The 18,051-nt window shown below is 44.2% G+C and carries 14 protein-coding genes; 8 read left to right on the top strand and 6 right to left on the bottom strand.

Annotation, left to right across the window (positions count from 1 at the left end; genetic code table 11):
- Positions 1-11: 11 nt before the first annotated feature.
- From D2U88_RS09310 to D2U88_RS09290, 5 genes are all read right to left on the bottom strand, one after another.
- Entirely contained in the window at positions 12-518 is a 507-nt protein-coding gene (locus D2U88_RS09310; protein WP_119640107.1) for a rod shape-determining protein MreD, read from the bottom strand.
- Complete coding sequence (mreC, locus tag D2U88_RS09305; protein WP_119640105.1) at positions 511-1,326, bottom strand: rod shape-determining protein MreC; 816 nt, start codon at positions 1,324-1,326, stop codon at positions 511-513. Before mreC ends, D2U88_RS09310 begins: the two co-directional genes overlap by 8 nt.
- A 64-nt stretch (positions 1,327-1,390) precedes the next feature.
- On the bottom strand, positions 1,391-2,419 hold the full coding sequence (locus tag D2U88_RS09300) for a rod shape-determining protein (RefSeq protein WP_090291622.1): 1,029 nt from the start codon (positions 2,417-2,419) through the stop codon (positions 1,391-1,393).
- A 55-nt stretch (positions 2,420-2,474) separates the two neighbouring features.
- A complete protein-coding gene (gene purH, locus D2U88_RS09295) occupies positions 2,475-4,004 on the bottom strand; it encodes a bifunctional phosphoribosylaminoimidazolecarboxamide formyltransferase/IMP cyclohydrolase (protein ID WP_119640102.1) in 1,530 nt (509 codons plus the stop codon).
- Positions 4,005-4,097: 93 nt separating this feature from the next.
- Positions 4,098-4,550 carry a GAF domain-containing protein gene (locus D2U88_RS09290; protein ID WP_119640640.1) on the bottom strand — a complete coding sequence of 151 codons (453 nt, stop codon included), beginning with the start codon at positions 4,548-4,550 and terminating at the stop codon, positions 4,098-4,100.
- Between the two features lie 129 nt (positions 4,551-4,679).
- Between D2U88_RS09290 and D2U88_RS09285 the strand changes: the two genes are divergently transcribed.
- The 8 genes from D2U88_RS09285 to D2U88_RS09250 all read left to right on the top strand — a co-directional run bounded on the left by D2U88_RS09285 (position 4,680) and on the right by D2U88_RS09250 (position 16,071).
- Positions 4,680-5,066, top strand: coding sequence for an HYC_CC_PP family protein (locus D2U88_RS09285; protein ID WP_235855766.1), 387 nt, complete (start codon positions 4,680-4,682; stop codon positions 5,064-5,066).
- 93 nt (positions 5,067-5,159) lie between these two features.
- Positions 5,160-8,897, top strand: a complete 3,738-nt coding sequence (locus D2U88_RS09280) for an efflux RND transporter permease subunit (RefSeq protein ID WP_119640099.1) — start codon at positions 5,160-5,162, stop codon at positions 8,895-8,897.
- Positions 8,894-10,114, top strand: a complete 1,221-nt coding sequence (locus tag D2U88_RS09275; protein WP_119640096.1) for a TolC family protein — start codon at positions 8,894-8,896, stop codon at positions 10,112-10,114. Before D2U88_RS09280 ends, D2U88_RS09275 begins: the two co-directional genes overlap by 4 nt.
- A gap of 13 nt (positions 10,115-10,127) precedes the next feature.
- Positions 10,128-10,472, top strand: a complete 345-nt coding sequence (locus D2U88_RS09270; RefSeq protein WP_119640094.1) for a heavy metal-binding domain-containing protein — start codon at positions 10,128-10,130, stop codon at positions 10,470-10,472.
- Complete coding sequence (locus tag D2U88_RS09265; protein ID WP_235855765.1) at positions 10,473-11,054, top strand: helix-turn-helix domain-containing protein; 582 nt, start codon at positions 10,473-10,475, stop codon at positions 11,052-11,054. It abuts the gene before it with no gap.
- A 65-nt stretch (positions 11,055-11,119) separates the two neighbouring features.
- Positions 11,120-13,621, top strand: a complete 2,502-nt coding sequence (locus D2U88_RS09260) for a heavy metal translocating P-type ATPase (RefSeq protein ID WP_119640092.1) — start codon at positions 11,120-11,122, stop codon at positions 13,619-13,621.
- Between the two features lie 6 nt (positions 13,622-13,627).
- Positions 13,628-14,335 (top strand): PepSY domain-containing protein, encoded by a 708-nt coding sequence (locus D2U88_RS09255; RefSeq protein ID WP_119640089.1) that lies wholly within the window; start codon positions 13,628-13,630, stop codon positions 14,333-14,335.
- 5 nt (positions 14,336-14,340) lie between these two features.
- A complete protein-coding gene (locus D2U88_RS09250; RefSeq protein ID WP_119640637.1) occupies positions 14,341-16,071 on the top strand; it encodes an efflux RND transporter periplasmic adaptor subunit in 1,731 nt (576 codons plus the stop codon).
- Between the two features lie 328 nt (positions 16,072-16,399).
- Here D2U88_RS09250 and groL read toward each other — a convergent pair whose 3' ends face one another.
- Positions 16,400-18,028 (bottom strand): chaperonin GroEL, encoded by a 1,629-nt coding sequence (groL, locus tag D2U88_RS09245; protein ID WP_119640086.1) that lies wholly within the window; start codon positions 18,026-18,028, stop codon positions 16,400-16,402.
- Positions 18,029-18,051 lie beyond the last annotated feature (23 nt).

The raw sequence follows: 18,051 nt of genomic DNA, 5'->3' as shown, positions 1-18,051 counted from the left end.
CAGTTTCAAAATTATTCACTTTTAGGACTAAAAAGTGAGCTAAACAGTGTACAAAGTATTAAAGTTACGATACCTGTGGCAAAAACCTTTTTCAAAATTAAAAGGATATGGGCAATACTTAAAATTTCCAGCGAAAAGAATATCAAATGATGAATGAGTACCATCAAGGCCAAAAGGGTCACTCTTTGGATATTGGTGGTATTCTTAAAACTGAAATTCTGAAACTCATAATTGACCCCAAAACAGAATCGCATCAACACCGGACGGGCGTACGCAATGGTTAAAGAAGCCAAGGCATTCAGGGCCATGGTATCGGAAAAAATATCGATGATGAAACCCAACAAAAAAGCAATGACCATAAAGAGGGCGCGGTTGCCTTTAATGGGGTACCAGTAGAAAAATATGACGTAGACCATCGGGTTGATGAAACCCATAAAATTCAGGTTGTTGAAAATCAGGACCTGGGTCAGGATCAATAACACAAAACGGAAAATATTTATAAAGATCGTGTTATTCATTCAGGGTCCTATTCTCTAATTCTTCGATTTCTTTCTTGTTCCGGTTCTCTATCAAATATACGTTCTTGATGTTGGCCATGTCGTTGAACAGTTCCACATCAATATTGTAAAAGCTTCGCGAGGCGTTGAGGTCATATTTTTTGATGACGCCGATAGGAATGTTCTCAGGAAATATGCTGGACATACCTCCCGTAACAATAGTATCGCCCACAACCAGCGGGACCAGTCTGGGGATGTCCACCAATTGGGCGGTGGTATAGTCTTCTGTATTCCATATCAAGGAACCAAAGTAGTTGGTGCCTTTTATCTTGGCATTGATGTTCGATTTGGTGTTGAGCACACTCTGTACCGTGGAAAAATTGTTCGATACATTTTCGATGATACCCAGAATACCTTTGGTGGTGATGACACCCATATCTTGCTTTACTCCATCATTACGGCCCTTGTCAATGGTCAGATAGTTTCGGGGCGATGAAAAACTGTTCTTGATGAGTTTGGCACTCAAAACCCCATATTCCACATAAGTGGAATCGAGGCTAGGGATGGTATCAAATTGGGTGTTGAAAAGCATTCTTCGTAAACGCTCATTTTCTTGTACCAACCTTTGGTTTTCTTCACGTAGTCCAAAGTAGGACGAGATATCCGCCCCCGTTCCATAAATACTACCGGACAACCACTTGGAGGAATTGAAGAATTTGGATTGATGATAGGAATGCGACCGAACGGTCATCACCAACGAAATGAGCGCAAGAAAACTGTAAAGAAAAGCATTTCTATAGCGTAAAATAAAGTTGATGATGCGTTGCATGCAATCGTATCGTTAAGTAAGGTTTGAATACCTACAAAGTAACAGAACTGTCCAAAAGACAGGTCTATTTTATTAAAATACTTTTATAGCGCTCCAAATTTTTCAGGGCGATTCCTGTACCACGCACTACAGCTCTCAACGGGTCTTCGGCAATGTAAACGGGAAGATCCGTTTTTTGGGAGAGCCTTCTGTCCAACCCTCTTAGCATGGAACCTCCTCCGGCCAAATAGATACCGGTGTTATAAATGTCCGCTGCCAATTCAGGTGGGGTTTGTGATAAGGTTTCCATCACGGCATCCTCTACCCTTAAAATGCTCTTATCGAGTGCTTTGGCAATTTCCCTATAAGAAACCTGTACCTGTTTGGGCTTACCGGTGAGCAAGTCACGTCCTTGGATACTTTTGTCATCAGGTGGGGATTTCAGGTCTTCCGTAGCGGAACCGATTTCTATTTTTATGGCCTCGGCAGTTGTTTCGCCTACATATAGGTTGTGTTGCGTACGCATATAATAGATGATGTCGTTCGTGAAAACGTCACCTGCAATTTTCACCGATTTGTCGCATACGATACCTCCTAGGGCAATTACGGCAATCTCCGTAGTTCCTCCACCGATATCCACGATCATGTTCCCTTTGGGCTGCATAATGTCCAACCCGATACCAATGGCAGCGGCCATGGGCTCGTGGATCAAATAGACCTCCTTGCCGTTTACTCTTTCTGCGGATTCACGAACTGCGCGCATTTCCACTTCGGTAATGCCGGACGGGATACAGATGACCATACGAAGGGCAGGTGGGAACCATTTTTTCTTCAGGGCCGGAATATTCTTGATGAACATATTGATCATCTTTTCCGAAGCATCAAAGTCGGCGATAACCCCGTCCTTTAACGGTCGTATGGTCTTGATGTTTTCATGGGTCTTCCCCTGCATCATATTGGCTTCGCGGCCTACCGCGATTATTTTTCCTGACACACGGTCCCTTGCCACAATGGAAGGACTGTCCACAACCACTTTGTCCAAGTGGATGATCAGGGTGTTTGCAGTACCAAGGTCAATAGCAATCTCCTCGGTCATGAAATCAAAAAATCCCATACAAAAGCGTCTATTTTCGGATTAACGGTAAAAATTATCGGCTAAAGTACTAAAATTAATGTTTAAAATGTCTAGTACCTGTCATCACCATGGCCATTCCATTTTCATTGCAATAATCAATGCTCAATTGGTCCTTGATGGACCCCCCCGGTTGGATCACACTTTTAATACCTGCATTGTCCGCAATCTCCACACAATCAGGGAATGGGAAGAAGGCATCACTGGCCATAACGGCACCATTAAGATCAAAATTGAAGGATTGTGCCTTATGGATGGCTTGGTTCAATGCATCCACCCTTGAAGTCTGTCCGGTTCCACTGGCACACAACTGTTTGTTTTTGGCCAATACAATGGTGTTGCTCTTGGTGTGTTTGCACAATTTGGAAGCGAACAATAGGTCTTCGATTTCTTCAGCGGTCGGTTTTTTATCCGTTACTGGGGTCAAGTCTTCCTTGGCATCAGTTTTGGAATCCTTGTCTTGAACCAAAACACCGTTCAAACAAGTGCGAACCAAAGTTTCGGGAAGCTGTATTTCATTCTGGACCAAAATAATCCTGTTCTTTTTGCCTTTCAAAATTTCCAATGCCTCGTCGGAATAACTGGGAGCAATGACCACTTCACAAAAAAGGTCGTGGATTTCTTCCGCAGTAGGCTTATCAATTTCAACATTGGAAATCAAAATACCTCCAAACGCAGAAACGGGATCTCCTGCCAAGGCATCCACATAAGCTTGTTTGATGGTGCTTCGCGTAGCCAAACCACAGGCATTGTTGTGTTTTAGGATGGCAAAAGTTGGATCGTCATTTTTGAATTCGCCGATGAGGTTTACCGCGGCATCCACATCCAAAAGGTTGTTGTATGAAAGCTCCTTGCCATGCAATTTGGTGAACATGGCCTCAAAATCACCGAAGAAATACCCTTTCTGGTGTGGGTTTTCACCATATCGCAATACTTGACCTTTGGTTTCACTGATTTTCAACACGGCTTCTTCTTGGTCCTTGTTGAAATAGTTGAAAATGGCAGTGTCATAATGTGAAGAAACATTGAATGCCTTGGCGGCAAATCGCTTGCGTTCTTCCAAAGTGGTGGCGCCATTTCCTTTGGAAATGATTTCCAAAAACTCTGCGTAATCTTCCATGGAGGAAACGCAAAGTACGTCCTTGAAGTTTTTGGCGGCAGCCCTGATCAGGGAAATACCCCCGATATCTATTTTTTCGATGATGTCCTGCTCGGATGCCCCACTGGCCACTGTTTTTTCGAAGGGATAAAGATCCACGATCACAATGTCCAATTGCGGAATATCGAATTCCTTCATTTGGGCCACATCACTCTCATTGTCCTGCCTGTTCAAAATCCCACCAAAAACTTTCGGGTGAAGCGTCTTTACACGTCCGCCTAAAATGGAAGGGTAGCTGGTCACGTCCTCGACCGGAACCACATCAATACCCAAATCACGGATAAAGGTCTCGGTTCCCCCTGTAGAATAAAGGGTAACCCCAAGTTGGTCCAGTTTTTTAACGATGGGTTCCAGACCATCTTTATGGAATACGGAAATCAATGCGGCGGAGGCTTTTTTGGCAGTCATCTTCTGTGTCTTAGAATCAATTTATTAAGCGCACAAAATTACCCCTTTTGTCACGAAAAAGCAGAACGGTTTATCAACAAAATAGTAGAAGTTTTACAGAATTTTGGCCACTTCGCGGTTCACGAATTCCAAAAAGCGTTCATCGGCCTCCGTGAATGGATCTGGGGTGTTGGAATCAATATCGATTTGTCCCACATTTTCACCATTCACAAAAAGAGGCACCACAATCTCTGCTTTAACGGTTATGCTGCAGGCAATGTAGTTATCCTGGGCTGCCACATCGGGTACCACAAAATTCTGGTTGCTCACGGCCACTTGACCGCAGATACCTTTTCCAAAGGGAATAATGGTATGATCAGTGGGCGCACCGGCATAGGGTCCCAATTTCAATTCCTCTTTGTTGCCATTTTTGAAATAAAACCCTACCCAATCATAATATGAAACATTGCTGCGCAACAATTCGCAGATTTCACCCAAACGGGTTTCAATGGATTGGGATGTATTGGCAAGAATTTTTAGTACTTCGGGTTCCAAAGATGTAAGCATGGCATTCTTTTTTGCAAATGTATTGAATTGGGATTTTGTTCGACAAATGATTTGAAAATTACCTGATTCCGGCATAAACTTCTGTTAAGCAAAGCAATAAATGCTGATATTTTGTAGTTTTGTAGTCAAATGAAGCAGATTTTCCATCAATTCCTATCCTCCCTAATGGCCATTTTGGTGTTGGCCTCTACCGTTTCGTGGACGGTGGACAAACATATTTGTATGGGCCGGGTGATGGATGTTGCCCTGTTTTCCCATGCGGATGACTGCGGGATGGGCAAGGATATGGAAAAATCCTGTTGTGATGATGAATCCTTTACGGTTCAGGGGCAACATGACCTGAAAATCACCTTTGACGATTTTAGTCTGAACCAACAGTTCTTCATTGTAAGCTTTGTGCATACCTATTTCCATTTTGTTGAAGTAGATGAAAAGGAACCCAATCATTTTAGTGAGTACAACCCGCCACCCTTAATACGGGATGTACAGGTTCTGGACCAGACTTTCCTTATTTGATTTAACATAGATTGATTCAATCCCGATCCTTTTGGTCGGGCTAGTGCGTTTATGCGCTTTTTTCACTCGATCTATTGTCTAAATCAAATTTTTATGCTGAACAAAAGCATCAAATTTCTAATCGAAAACAAACTGGTGGCCATTTTGCTGCTTGTGCTCTTTTTGGGCTGGGGAACCGTGAATACCCCTTTCCATTGGGAAACCGGTTTTTTGCCGAGTGATCCCGTTGCGGTTGATGCCATTCCGGATATTGGCGAAAACCAGCAGATCGTTTTCACCAAATGGCCAGGCCGTTCACCCCAAGACATTGAGGACCAAATTACCTATCCTTTGACCACCTCCTTATTGGGGATTCCCGGAGTTAAAACCATTAGAAGTTCATCCATGTTCGGGTTTTCGAGCATCTATATCATTTTTGATGAAGAGGTGGAATTCTATTGGAGCCGAAGTCGCATCCTGGAGAAACTGAATTCACTCCCTAACAACCTTTTACCGGATGGCGTAAATCCTGCTTTGGGCCCCGATGCCACAGCATTAGGACAAATTTTTTGGTATACATTGGAAGGTCGTGATAAGGATGGCAATGTAACGGGGGGTTGGGATTTGCAGGAACTGCGCAGTGTTCAGGATTATTATGTAAAATATGCACTTTCCTCAGCTTCCGGGGTGTCTGAAGTGGCTTCCATTGGTGGATTTGTTCAGGAATATCAGGTTGATGTGAACCCTGAGTTGATGAAACAATACAAGGTGGGATTGGATCAAGTGGTAAAGGCCGTAAAGCAAAGCAATCGCGACATTGGCGCCCAAACCTTGGAGATCAACAAAGCAGAATATTTGGTCCGCGGTTTGGGATACATCAAATCTTTGGATGACATCAAGAACGCTGTGGTTACAGCCACTGATTATACGGCCATTCGTGTGAAGGACGTGGCCCATGTTTCCTTGGGGCCAGCAGTAAGAAGAGGTATTTTGGACAAAGAAGGAGCCGAAGTGGCCGGTGGGGTAGTGGTTGCCAGATATGGAGCCAATCCTTTGGAGGTCATCAACAATGTGAAGGAAAAGATCAAGGAATTGAGTGCTGGGCTGCCATCAAAACAATTGAAAGATGGTACCACCTCCCAATTGACCATTGTACCCTTTTATGATCGTACGGAACTCATTCAAGAAACCTTGGGTACTTTGAACGAGGCCCTCACCCTGGAAATTCTGATTACCATTTTGGTCATCGTGGTCATGGTGTTCAACCTTAGGGCATCGGTATTGATTTCCGGACTCTTACCTGTTGCGGTACTCATGGTCTTTATTGCGATGAAATATTTTGGAGTAGATGCCAATATTGTAGCGCTATCCGGGATTGCCATTGCCATTGGCACCATGGTAGATGTGGGTGTGATCTTGTCCGAAAACATCATTCGGCACATGGATGAGAACGAAGATAATTTATCCATTAACGAGGTGGTCTACAATGCCACTTCTGAGGTTTCAGGAGCCATTGTAACCGCCGTACTCACCACCATCATCAGTTTTATCCCTGTTTTCACCATGGTGGGAGCTGAAGGGAAACTGTTCCGACCACTTGCCTTTACCAAGACTATGGCGTTAACGGCCTCCATCATTGTGGCCCTCTTTCTCATACCTCCATTTGCTGCCATGATTTTCAGGAAGAGCAACCGTAAATCCATTTTTAAACAAATATGGAACGGTTTGCTGATTGCCTTGGGGTTGATGGCCATCATTTTTGGGTATTGGTTGGGATTGGTGTTGATTGCATTTGGGGTTTCTGGGATTTTGATGTTGAAGGATGTTATCAACAGAAAACAATGGAACATGCTCAATGTTGGCATCAGTATTGCCACCATTGTCTCTCTTTTGGCTACCTATTGGAGACCTTTGGGCTTTGACAGGAGCATTGCCATCAACCTGATTTTTGTGGCACTGATTTGTGGTGTGCTCTTGGGTGGTTTTTATCTTTTCAGAAGCTATTACAGTCGCATTTTGACTTGGGCCTTGGAAAACAAGTTGGTGTTTCTCTCCATCCCCACGGTTATTGTGGTTTTCGGTGTTATGATCATGCGCAACACGGGTCAGGAATTTATGCCTTCACTCAATGAAGGTTCCTTCTTGTTGATGCCCACATCATTGCCCCATGCAGGAGTGGAGGAAAACAAAAGGGTATTGCAACAATTGGATATGGCCGTGGCTACCATCCCCGAAATTGAAATGGTTGTGGGTAAATCGGGAAGGACCGAATCCGCATTGGATCCCGCCCCACTTTCCATGTATGAAAATATTATTCAATACCGATCAGAATACCAGAAGAACGAAATGGGTAGTCCACAACGATTTAAGGTGAACAAGGATGGATACTTCGAACTAGAAAATGGCAAGTTCGCCGCCAATCCAAATTTGGAAGTAACCCAAGAAGAAAACTACGTGGATTCCCATGTTGCGGAACCACTCAAAATCGATAGGGCACTTTTGATCCCTGATGCCGATGGGGAATACTTTAGGAACTGGCGACCTGAAATCAAGAGTCCGGATGATATCTGGAAAGAAATTGTTCGGGTCACCAAGTTGCCGGGAGTGACCTCTGCGCCAAAGCTACAACCCATTGAAACCCGCTTGGTCATGCTTCAAACTGGAATGAGGGCCCCAATGGGCATCAAGGTTAAAGGGCAAGATTTGAAGGAAATCGAAAATTTTGGCCTTCAATTGGAACCCATATTGAAGGAAGCACTAGGGGTAAAGGATGAAGCTGTTTTTGCCGATAGGATTGTAGGAAAACCTTATTTGATGATCAATATCGATCGTGAAAAATTGGTACGATACGGATTGGTGATCGAAGATGTGCAACAGGTTCTTGAGGTGGCCATCGGAGGTATGTCGCTCACCCAAACTGTGGAAGGCAGGGAACGTTATGGAGTCCGTGTCCGTTACCCAAGGGAATTGCGGGAGAATCCTACCGATATTGGGAACATCTATGTGCCCGTGACCAAAGGAAATCCGGTTCCATTGAGTGAATTGGTGACGATTAAATATGAACAGGGACCTCAGGTCATTAAAAGCGAGGATACCTTTTTGGTAGGCTACGTTCTATTTGATAAGCAAGATGGTTTTGCCGAAGTGGATGTGGTTGAAAATGCCCAAGCCAAGATTCTTGAGAAAATCGAAAGCGGAGAATTGGTGGTTCCCAAGGGCATCAGTTATAAGTTTACCGGTACCTACGAAAACCAATTGAGGGCCAAGAAAACCTTGTCGGTTGTAGTGCCGTTAGCATTGTTGATCATCTTCCTAATCCTGTATTTTCAGTTTAGATCGGTGGCTACCTCTCTGATGGTTTTTTCAGGGATAGCCGTGGCTTTTGCAGGTGGTTTCATGATGATTTGGCTTTATGGGCAGGATTGGTTCCTGAACTTCAGCTTTATGGGAGAAAATCTAAGGGACCTTTTTCAAATGCATACCATCAATTTAAGTGTGGCTGTCTGGGTCGGGTTTATTGCTCTATTCGGAATTGCTACCGATGACGGAGTGGTCATGGCCACATACTTGACCCAAACCTTTGATAAGAACAGTCCTGAAACGTTAAAAGGCATTCGGGCCTCCGTCCTTGAAGCTGGGAAAAAACGGATCAGGCCTTGTTTGATGACGACGGCAACCACCATTTTGGCACTTCTACCCGTTTTGACAAGTACCGGTAGGGGAAGCGATATCATGATCCCCATGGCCATCCCAAGTTTTGGGGGTATGTTGATCGCATTGATCACCCTTTTTGTAGTGCCGGTATTATATAGTTGGAAAAGAGAAATGCAATTTAAAATGCAAAGTCGATGAAAAAGAAACTCCTATTCCTTTTGATAGCAGTATTGGCCTTTAGTGCCAAAGCCCAGACGCTTGAATCGTATTTGCAACAAGCGGAACAGAACAACCCTGTGATCCAGGCAATGGAACTCAGATATAACATTGCAGAGGAAAAAGTGAACGAAGTGAACACCTTGCCGAATACCACCTTTGGGGCAGGTTATTTTGTAAGCGAACCCGAAACCCGAGTTGGAGCGCAAAGGGCCCGTTTTTCGGTTTCCCAAATGCTTCCTTGGTTCGGGACCATAACGGCACGTGAAAATTATGCCGGTTCCATGGCAGATGCAGAATACACCGAAATTGTGATTGCCAAACGCAAACTGGCACTGTCATTGGCGCAATCCTATTATGTGTTGTACGGCATTCAGGCGAAAAAAACAGTGCTTGAGGAAAACATAGCATTATTGAAAACCTATGAAAAATTGGCACTTACTTCGGTTGAGGTTGGGAAAGCTTCAGCCGTAGATGTGTTGAAACTGCAGATACGCCAAAACGAACTGCAGCAACAACGCCAAATTTTAGATCAACAATATTTAGCGGAACAAGCGGTATTCAACAATTTGCTCAACCGTGACGAAAGTATCGGTGTGGAAGTGGTGAGCGACATGCAGATACCGTCCGAAGACCCTATTTTGGGGAAGGAAGGGTTGTCCATGAACCCCGAACTGCTCAAGTACGACCAATTGTTCCAATCGGTGGCCCAATCAGAATTGGTCAACCAAAAGGAAAATGCCCCGAGTTTTGGAATCGGGTTGGACTATATCCCAGTTTCAGAACGCACGGATATGATGATGAGTGATAATGGAAAGGACATTTTAATGCCCATGGTCACTTTTTCCATTCCCATTTTCAACAACAAATTCAAATCGGTGACCAAGCAGAACCAATTGCGCCAAAAGGAAATCGAATTGCAGAAGGAGGAACGGCTGAATGTATTGGAGAACACCTATGCCAAAGCCATTTCGCAGCGCAATGAAGCTAGAATAGCATTTGAGACCCAATCCAAAAATTTGGAACAGGCCAAGGATGCAGAAGAAATCTTGATTAAAAATTATGAGACGGGCACCATTAATTTCAATGATGTGCTGGACATTCAAGAACTACAATTAAAGTTCCAGACCAATCAAATTCAATCTACGCAGCTGTACTATATGCAGTCTGCCATCATCAATTATCTAATTAACAAGTAAATTTATATATCACATGAGAACAAACATCAGAACAATTATCGGAATTGCATTTGCATCAGTGTTGGTACTTACCGTATCATGCAAAGGAAAAACTGCAGAAAGCAATGAGGCTACAACGGAAGAGACCATGGACCATGATATGGACCACAAGGATCATGACATGGATAGTATGGATCATAAAGACCATAACATGGGAGAAATGGGAACTGCAGACAAACAAGGTAAGGAATATACCTCCAAATATGTGTGCCCAATGCATTGCGAAGGAAGTGGCGGTGACACTGAAGGAAAATGCCCTGTATGTGGCATGACCTACGTTTTGAACGAGGATTACAAGGAGGTTCAGGCCGAAAATTAAATGACCTTTTGGTCCCATGAGCCCAAAGTGATGCGCATCAAGGTCAAAAATATGGTATGTGACAGATGTAAGAGCGTTCTGAAAAATGAATTTCAGAAGGCAGGCATTGTGGTGGAGCAGATTGATCTGGGAGAAATCCTATTTGCAGATGGGACCGAAGACAAGAAGGAGCGTATTCGGGAGATTCTGAATCAAAATGGCTTTGAATTGATTGACGATTTGAATGAAACCATCATGGTAGACATCAAAAAGCATTTGATTGGAGCCGTTGAAAATGGGATTACACAGAATCTCTCGACATACCTTTCGGAAAAGATGAACAAGGAGTACTCGGTGCTCAGCAAAATGTTCAGTGCGAAAGAAGGATTGACTATTGAAAAGTATTTTATCCTTCTAAAGATGGAAAAAGTGAAGGAGGAAATCCAGATGGACAACAAAACATTTTCAGAAATTGCCTATGACCTGAACTATAAAAGTAGCAGTCATTTGGCAAAACAGTTCAAAGCAATCACTGGAATGTCCATGACAGAATATAGAAATATACAGGATTGGGATAGGAGATCGTTGGATCAAATTGTATAAAAGAAACCCAAAATTGTAAAAGACCTCCGAATGTCGATCCTTTAGTTTTGAAAAAAAATAAGAAGATGAAGCATACCTATCACATACACGGAATGAGCTGCAATGGATGTAGAAACCATGTTGAGGAAACCCTTTCCAAAGTGAAGGGGGTGGACACGGTTGTGGTGAACTTGGAAAAGGCCGAAGCCGTAATTGAGATGAAGGAGCATATTCCCATTGAAACATTTGAAAAGGCATTGGAACAAGATGGGGGCAGGTATAGCATTCACATGCCAGGTCACCATCATCATGAGCAAAAAAAGGAGAAAGAACAACCAAAACAAGAAGGTACAGGCACTTATTACTGTCCCATGCGTTGTGAGGGGGACAAGACCTACGACAAACCGGGCGATTGTCCGGTCTGCGGAATGGATCTGGTGGAGGAACAAAATCTGTCAAAGTCGTCCGGGGAAAAATGGACCTGCCCCATGCACCCCGAAGTGGTTAAGGATGGGCCCGGTTCCTGCCCCATCTGTGGAATGGACCTAGTACCCATGAAGCCAGAAACAAGTGCTGAAGAAAAGACCTATCAAAAGCTCCTGAAAAAGTTTTGGTTGGCCGTTGGCTTCACCTTGCCCATCTTTTTGATCGCGATGAGCGATATGATCCCCAATAATCCTTTGTATCGGGTTTTATCTCCAACCTATTGGAACTGGGTACAATTTGTCCTTTCGTTACCCGTGGTTTTTTATGCTACCTGGATGTTTTTTGAACGTGCTTACCGGAGTATAAAGACCTGGAATCTGAACATGTTCACCCTGATCGGATTGGGAGCAGGGGTGGCATTTGTGTTCAGTGTGCTAGGGTTGTTGTTCCCCGATGTTTTCCCTGACCAATTCAAGGATGAGTCCGGTGCGGTGCATGTGTATTTTGAGGCGACCACGGTCATTCTTACCTTGGTGCTTCTAGGACAATTATTGGAAGCGAGAGCGCACAGTAAAACGAGCAACGCGGTCAAGGAATTGTTGAAACTGGCTCCCAACAAGGCCACCAAGGTGGTTAATGGTGAGGAAAAAGAAGTACATATCGATGAAATTGAATTAGGGGATATCCTAAGAGTGAAACCAGGTGAAAAAATTCCGGTGGACGGAGTCATTACCGAAGGGGAAACCTCTGTCGACGAATCCATGATTACCGGTGAACCCATCCCTGTAGAAAAAGCAGTGGACGACAAAGTAAGTAGCGGGACCATCAACGGGAACCAATCCTTTTTGATGAAGGCCGAAAAAGTGGGCAGTGATACCTTGCTTTCCCAAATCATAAACATGGTGAACGATGCTAGTCGCAGTAGGGCACCCATCCAAAATTTAGCGGATAGGGTATCGGCCTATTTTGTGCCTACCGTGGTAATCATTTCCGTCATCACCTTTGCGGTATGGGCCATTTTTGGGCCGCAACCGCCCTATGTTTTCGCCTTGATCAACGCCATTGCGGTGCTGATCATTGCCTGTCCATGTGCTTTGGGATTGGCAACGCCAATGTCTGTTATGGTCGGAGTTGGTAAGGGAGCCCAAAATGGCGTATTGATCAAAAATGCCGAGGCTTTGGAGAAAATGGCAAAGGTAGATACCCTCATTGTGGACAAAACAGGAACCATAACCGAAGGGAAACCCACTTTTGATCATTTGGGAACTTTTGGCGATGCCTATTCTTCTGAACAACTGTTGCAATACGTGGTCTCGGTGAATGCCAATAGCGAGCATCCCTTGGCCCAGGCAACCGTTCAATTCGGAAAGGAAAACAATATTGAAATTCTGAAGACCGAACACTTCAATGTTGTATCGGGTATGGGTGTTGAAGGTAAAATAAAGGATACGGAAGTCCATCTCGGCAATTTAAAGTTGATGGAAAAGGCAAAAGTGGACATTTCCAATTCCATGAAGGAAGAGGTGAAAAAATCCCAGGAACAGGGACTGACGGTTTCCTATCTTGCCATAGACGGGGTTTGTCAAGGCTATGTCTCCATTGGTGACAAGATAAAGAAAACCAGTGCCAAAGCCATCAAGGCAATACAGGACAAGGGTATTTCTGTAATCATGCTCACGGGTGACAATGCAAATACTGCCAAAGCGGTGGCCAAGGAACTAAACTTGGATGATTTTAAGGCCGAAACACTTCCAGAGGATAAAATGAAGGAAGTGGAACGTCTGCAATCCGAAGGAAAAGTGGTGGCCATGGCAGGGGATGGTATCAACGATGCACCGGCATTGGCCAAAAGCGACTTGGGTATTGCCATGGGCACTGGAACCGATGTGGCCATAGAAAGCGCCATGATTACCTTGGTAAAAGGAGATTTACACGGTATTGTGAAAGCCAGAAACCTAAGTGAAGCTGTAATGAAAAACATCAAACAAAACCTCTTCTTTGCCTTAGTGTACAATACCATCGGGGTTCCTGTGGCAGCAGGGGTGCTCTATCCCATTTTTGGGATTTTGCTTTCACCCATGATTGCGGCACTGGCCATGAGTTTCAGCTCGGTTTCGGTAATTACGAACGCTTTGAGGTTAAGAACAAGATCAATCGACTAATACATAATGGTAAAACGCAGTACGGCAATTAAGATTCGAAAGGCCCACAGATATTTGGGACTGTTTTTAGGCATCCAATTTATCTTGTGGACAGCAAGTGGACTTTATTTCAGTTGGACCGATATCGACGAGATCCATGGCGACCATTTCCGAAATATGCATCATGAACCTATGGCTTTTGATGGGTTGATAGGTCTTTCCCAAATCAATTTGCCATCCAAGATCAGTTCGGTGAGTTTGAAGGAAATAGCAGGCCAACCGTATTATTGGATCAACAATGAATTTTTGGTGGATGCCAAAAGTGGCGAACTAAAGGAAGGCATTACCCAAGACGATGCCTTAGCTGTGGCCAAAGACCGGATGGCACATCACATGAAAGTAAAGGATATCAACCTATTGACCGAAACCGACAAGCAACATGAGTACCGCGAGAAAAAATTGCCGGCCTATGTCATCACTTATGATTCCCCCGAAAATATCAAGGCCTACGTTTCCGTTGCCGATGGGGCATTCCAGACCATCAGGCACCGCAACTGGCGATGGTTCGATTTTCTTTGGATGACCCATACCATGGATTACGAAGGAAGGGACGATATCAATAATATCGTTCTGCGCGCATTTTCCCTTTTGGGATTGATTACCGTGTTGAGTGGATTTTTGTTATGGTTCACATCATCACCAACAGCGCGGAAATGGGTACAACGCAAAAAATAATTGGCATGAAAAATAGAAATCTATTGAACGTAGGGATCGCAGTGGTCGTAGGACTGATCTTGGGATACCTCATTTTTGGAAGTAGCTCAGAAACAAAACCAGAGCCCGACCACGATCATGATGCCGAAATGGCTTCGGGGCAGATGTGGACCTGTTCCATGCATCCCCAAATTATGCAACCTGAACCAGGTAGTTGTCCTATTTGTGGTATGGATTTGATTCCGGCGGATTCCACAGGGGAGGGTTTGACCCAAAATCAAATCAAAATGACGGACAATGCCATTGCCTTGGCGGGAGTGGAAACGGTAGTGATTGGTTCTGGTGCCACAGATACGGACCAGGTAAAACTATCTGGAAAAGTAGCGGTGAACCAAGAATCGGATGCGGTCCAATCGGCTTATTTTGATGGAAGAATTGAGAAGCTGAACATTAATTTTGAAGGAGAAGAAGTGCGCAAAGGTCAAAAATTGGCCACCATCTATTCCCCTCAATTGGTATCGGCGCAGCAGGAACTGCTGACCGCCTCTGGGTTGAAATCATCTCAACCACAACTGTACCTAGCTGTTCGCAACAAACTTAAATTGTGGAAGTTGTCCGATTCGCAGATAGATAAAATTGAATCTTCGGGCCAAGTAGTGGAGAATTTTCCGGTGTATGCCAATGTTTCGGGTGTAGTGTCCTCCATTATGGTGGAAGAAGGAGACTATGTAAAGACCGGTATGCCATTGGTGAAAGTGGCCAATCTTAATTCGGTTTGGGCCATTTTTGACGCCTATGAAAGCCAGTTGTCCCTCTTCAAGAAAGGACAGTCGATGGAGGTAACCACCAACGCCTATCCCAATGAAACCTTTGGTGCGACCATATCTTTTGTGGACCCCCTTCTGAACAATGCCACAAGAACGGTGAAAGTCCGTGCCGAACTCGATAATAAAAAGGGACTTCTAAAACCTGGCATGTTTGTGCAGGGTAAGATTGATGTTGCAAATAAGAGCGCCATGGAAATGCTGACCGTTCCGGAAAGTGCAGTGCTCTGGACAGGCAAACGTTCGGTAGTCTATGTTAAACCAAATCCAACCGAATCTGTTTTTGAACTCAGGGAGGTAGAACTCGGCAATTTGATGGAGGGTAATTATCAAGTCCATTCAGGGTTGAACTCAGGTGAAGAAGTGGTGGCGAAGGGAACATTCACTGTGGATGCCGCCGCTCAATTGCAGGGCAAAAAATCGATGATGAACCCCAAAGGAGAAATGAGCATGACAGGACATGAAGGACATGGAGCCATGGGGATGAAAATGGATTTTTCCAAGGCGGCACAACAAACATTTGACGGACTTTTGGACAATTATTTGCAATTGAAAGATGCCCTGGTGGCATCTGACCAGCAAAAGGTGAGGCAATTGGCAGAAACAGGTACTAAGCAAGCAAGGGAATTGACTTCCAAAGAAATGGATGCCATGGGCCGATCACATGTATTGAAGATTGAAGAACAGTTTGGTGCAATGGCCAATGGAGCAACAATTGAGACACAGCGTGAAGCATTTGTTGCGCTATCCGAAAACATGATCTTGGTAGGCAGTCAAATGAAGGGAATGGATAAAAAACTATATGTGCAGCATTGCCCTATGGCCGATAACAACAAGGGAGCCAATTGGTTGAGCCTTGAAAAGGAGATTCGAAACCCCTACTACGGTGATGCCATGCTCACGTGTGGGAGTGTTGTTTCTACGATAAATTAATTTATTGAAATACAAATAGTTGAGCTCAATTATTTTTGATTTCGGAAAGGATTTTAGTTAATATTTAGCCAATAAAAATTTTCGGATTCAAAACTGAAATACATTTACTATAGTTTTTAATTTATTGACTCATGAAACAAGCGAAGTCAACTGGAAAGTCATCTCCTGCAAAAGCTGTTAAACCAGCTGCTAAGAAGACTACCCAAGCTACTGGTAAGAAAAAGTAACTTGGTATTTGGGTCCAAGGAATGGACCTCCTACTAAAGCAAAAGAAAAACGCCCTGATGAAAGTCAGGGCGTCCTATTTTTATACAAATGCCTTTGGGCATTACATCATTCCTGGCATACCGCCACCCATTGGAGGTCCTGCAGGAGCATCTTCTTTGATGTCGGTCAAGGCACACTCCGTGGTCAAGATCATACCTGCAACAGAAGCGGCGTTTTCCAAAGCGATACGGGTCACTTTCTTGGGATCGATGATACCGGCCTGAAGCATATCCACATACTTATCGGATTTGGCATCGTAACCGAAGTCCTTTTTGCCTTCCAATACTTTAGAAATTACTACAGAACCTTCACCACCAGCGTTTTCTACGATGGTACGCAAAGGAGCCTCAATGGCTTTTGCCACGATCTGCACTCCTGTGGTCTCGTCCAAAGAGTCGGTAGTCAATTTTTCTAGGACTTTTTTGGCCCTTACCAAAGCAACACCACCACCAGCTACGATACCTTCCTCAACGGCGGCACGGGTAGCGTGCAAAGCATCGTCCACACGGTCTTTTTTCTCCTTCATTTCCACTTCAGAAGCGGCACCAACATAAAGAACGGCAACACCACCGGCCAATTTGGCCAAACGCTCTTGCAATTTCTCCTTGTCGTAATCTGAAGTTGTAGTCTCGATTTGAGCCTTGATTTGGTTTACCCTTGCCTTAATGTCAGAAGGTTTACCTGAACCGTTTACGATTGTGGTATTGTCCTTATCGATGGTAACGGTTTCAGCAGTACCCAACATATCCAAAGAAGCATTTTCCAAAGAGAATCCTCTTTCTTCAGAGATTACGGTACCACCGGTCAAAATGGCGATGTCTTCCAACATGGCCTTTCTTCTGTCTCCAAAACCAGGAGCTTTTACAGCAGCAATTTTAAGTCCACCTCTCAATTTGTTCACTACCAAAGTGGCCAAGGCTTGACCTTCCACATCTTCGGCAACAATCAACAAAGGTCTTCCTGATTGGGCCACAGGCTCAAGAATAGGAAGGATTTCCTGAAGGTTGGAGATTTTTTTATCGAAAAGAAGGATAAATGGATTATCCAAATCGGCAACCATTTTGTCTGTATCTGTCACGAAGTATGGAGAAAGGTATCCACGATCGAACTGCATTCCTTCAACCACATCCACATAGGTATCAGTACCTTTGGCTTCTTCCACAGTGATTACACCTTCTTTACCAACTTTGGTAAAAGCGGTCGCGATCAAATCACCTATGGTCTCATCGTTGTTGGAAGAGATAGAGGCCACTTGCTTGATTTTATCGGAATCGTTGCCTACTTTTTTGGCCTGTTTTTCCAAATCCACTACCAAAGCTTCAACAGCCTTGTCGATACCGCGTTTCAAATCCATTGGATTTGCCCCTGCGGCAACGTTTTTAAGACCTTCTTTTACAATGGCCTGTGCCAAAACGGTTGCGGTAGTGGTACCGTCACCGGCTTGGTCGTTGGTCTTGGAAGCTACTTCCTTTACCATTTGTGCACCCATGTTCTCAAGGGCGTCTTCCAATTCAATTTCTTTTGCCACGGAAACACCATCCTTGGTTACTTGGGGTGCGCCGAAAGCTTTGCTGATGATGACGTTTCTACCTTTAGGGCCCAAGGTTACTTTAACGGCCTCGGCCAATTTGTCAACGCCTCTTTTCAGGCCATCACGTGCATCTATGTCAAACTTAATATCTTTTGCCATGTCTCTTTAGTTGATTTTTTCTG

Origin of the sequence: Flagellimonas aequoris (assembly GCF_003584165.1) — a bacterium.
In the GTDB taxonomy this organism is placed as follows: Bacteria; Bacteroidota; Bacteroidia; order Flavobacteriales; family Flavobacteriaceae; genus Flagellimonas; species Flagellimonas aequoris.
This window is presented reverse-complemented; position numbering and strand designations above follow the sequence as displayed.